Genomic DNA, 2,276 nt, shown 5'->3' on the forward strand with positions numbered 1-2,276 from the left:
GGATCAGATGATGCACGCCCTTTGATCAATACCTGAGTCCAGCCGGAAGCGAGCGGCAGACGGTGATCGCGCAAGGAATGCATATCATCATTGATCTGCGCGACAAACTTGGGCCGCGCGCCCTGACTGCCACCGGACATGACACGGAGCCGCGAAAGATCCGCTGCGGACGCACCATTCACCACTTGTGGTATGATCTCTTCGAACCAGCCCAGATCAATGCTCTCATTCGGAAGGCTGTCTGTTTCAGGGGCGTATGTCAGGGCCCCGCTACCATAGCGCCCGACATAAGCGAGGCGCTCGATATCTCCGATTGTGGTTCGGCTGATACCTCTCGCCGCAATTTCCCGATCAAGCAGGAGACGTCCCCAACCATCTGGGAGACTATCTTCAAACAGGGAAGGAAGACTTGCACCCCGACCGCTGTTTGGCCTCAACAACTGATCATATGACCGACAAAGCACCGGAGAGAGAGGAAGAGGACTTGCCGCAAATCCGGCATCCCACTCGAAAGCTATGCTTCGACGTTCAGGATCCCGGCCAAGCTGTCCCACCTGTAGAGGCTTTTCTCCATCACCGAAATCAAGCGCAACAGAAAGTCTTTCAATCATCGCGTCCTCTGCTTCGCTGCGCGTCGACGGAGTTGACTAAACTCATCCAGTTCATCCAGGGAAGAAGCCTCTGGCATGGGAAAAAGATCAGAAAAAGCGTCAAGTGTCCCGAGCGCCTCAGCTATTGCTAGCAGAGTCGCCAGACTCACAGTTCCTCCGTTCTCAAATCTTCGAAGCGTCGCTATGGCTACCCCCGATTGCTCAGCGAGGTCTTCCTGCGTAATATTCTTTGCCAACCGACGCGCGCGAGCCGATATCGCTATCTCATCATGCACTTCGATCGCCGTTTTCGGCAACAAATAACGTATCATTTTTGATCTCTTATTCCAATTTATTCGGTTTTATATATCATATTTGATATTAAAATACGACGGCAATTTACGCCCGTAGGGCGGCCAAACCATCCCCTACAAGGCAAGCCCGATAGAATATGGCGTCCAGATTTTTCATACCCGGGCACGGAGAAGCCTGAGGAGGTCGAGCAACCTTTCTTGCCTTCTGTGTCTTATGCCTCGGGGAACGCTACACTGCACGACGAGATCGCCGAGTTTGACCTGATGATCAAGGCGATTGTCGAAGAACTTGCACCGGAACTCGTCGCCCGCAATTCCATTGGTCACAACGGAGCAGCCCTGCTTCTCCTGACGGCTGGCATCAATCCCGATAGATTGAAGAAATCTGAAGCAAGCTTCGCTGCCCTTTGTGGTGTCACCCCTGTACCCGCCTCGTCGAGGAAAACGATCCGCCATCGACTGAACCGAGGCGGTGACCGTGCAGCCAACGGCGCCCTGCATCTTATCGCCATCGGTCGCCTACGAGCGGACGAAAAGACACGTGCTTATGTCGCCGGGCGTGTCGCGGAAGGTCACTCCAAACTCGAAGTCATCCGCATCCTGAAACGCTACATCGCCCGCGAGGTCTATGGCGTCATCATATGCCGTCATCGCGAGATCAATGCATCGCGTTTCGTCGCTTACTAAACAGAAGGGCGTCCGTGGCAGCCAGTACGGCTCTGGAAACAGAACTGGCCAACCCGTCGCGAGGCTACCGCCCCCATCTTTCAGTATATCAATGGGTTCTACAATCCACGTCGACGCCATTCATATATGGGAGGCATCAGCCCCTTCGCTTTCGAAGCAAGGGGGCATAATCACTTCATGACCGGTACAAAACCGTTACAAGTCCAATACCTACACCAAACGATTACGTTCATACGGTATGGCTATATCAAACCACTGCTTGAACTGAAATGCGAGGTGGCAAAACTATGCTTCATCACAATCCCGTTACTCAACACAACAGTCAGCATCTTGCTTTTGTTATTTGATCTTTCTCCAAGCATGCCAAGTCCGACTACGTCCTGCGCTATTGAAAGACCATCCTCCCTGCCAGACGTAAAACTATAAATCCAGACTTCGTAACCATTTTCATAGGTTTTCTGCCCCGGTTCACCGTAAATCTGATGCACCTGAGATGAAGTTGTTACACCATCATGAATATTCTGATCAACTTCCGCAATGGTTGTTTTTTTTATGGAAGCATCACCCGTGGACGAACAGGCACCCGTGCCTGCAATTATCGCCATCACGATGGCCGTTCTGATGATCTTCATCCTGCAATCTACCCTCTCGGCTACATATCATCGACATACCTCATTGTGTCCCA

The 2,276-nt window shown here is 52.1% G+C and carries 3 protein-coding genes and 2 pseudogenes; 2 read left to right on the plus strand and 3 right to left on the minus strand.

The annotated features are described in order from the left end of the window. A partial coding sequence (locus GEU01_RS26040; protein WP_198284512.1) for a HipA N-terminal domain-containing protein occupies positions 1-611 on the minus strand: 611 nt, incomplete at its 3' end. Beyond that, positions 608-922: a helix-turn-helix domain-containing protein gene (locus GEU01_RS27675; protein ID WP_026018920.1), complete on the minus strand. Its 315-nt coding sequence runs from the start codon at positions 920-922 to the stop codon at positions 608-610. The genes GEU01_RS26040 and GEU01_RS27675, both read right to left, overlap by 4 nt. Positions 923-1,042: 120 nt before the next feature. On the opposite strand from GEU01_RS27675, the pseudogene GEU01_RS20915 reads away from it, so the two are divergent. Both GEU01_RS20915 and GEU01_RS26045 read left to right on the plus strand, forming a co-directional pair. Then, positions 1,043-1,591, plus strand: a pseudogene (locus GEU01_RS20915) (transposase); the annotation flags it as partial. Positions 1,592-1,633: 42 nt separating this feature from the next. Then, positions 1,634-1,753, plus strand: a pseudogene (locus tag GEU01_RS26045) (IS3 family transposase); the annotation flags it as partial. A gap of 80 nt (positions 1,754-1,833) precedes the next feature. On the opposite strand, the gene GEU01_RS25295 reads toward GEU01_RS26045, so the two are convergent. Further along, positions 1,834-2,223 carry a hypothetical protein gene (locus GEU01_RS25295; RefSeq protein WP_081500053.1) on the minus strand — a complete coding sequence of 130 codons (390 nt, stop codon included), beginning with the start codon at positions 2,221-2,223 and terminating at the stop codon, positions 1,834-1,836. Positions 2,224-2,276: the final 53 nt, after the last annotated feature.

It is taken from the genome of Komagataeibacter europaeus LMG 18890 (assembly GCF_000285295.1).
GTDB lineage: Bacteria > Pseudomonadota > Alphaproteobacteria > Acetobacterales > Acetobacteraceae > Komagataeibacter > Komagataeibacter europaeus.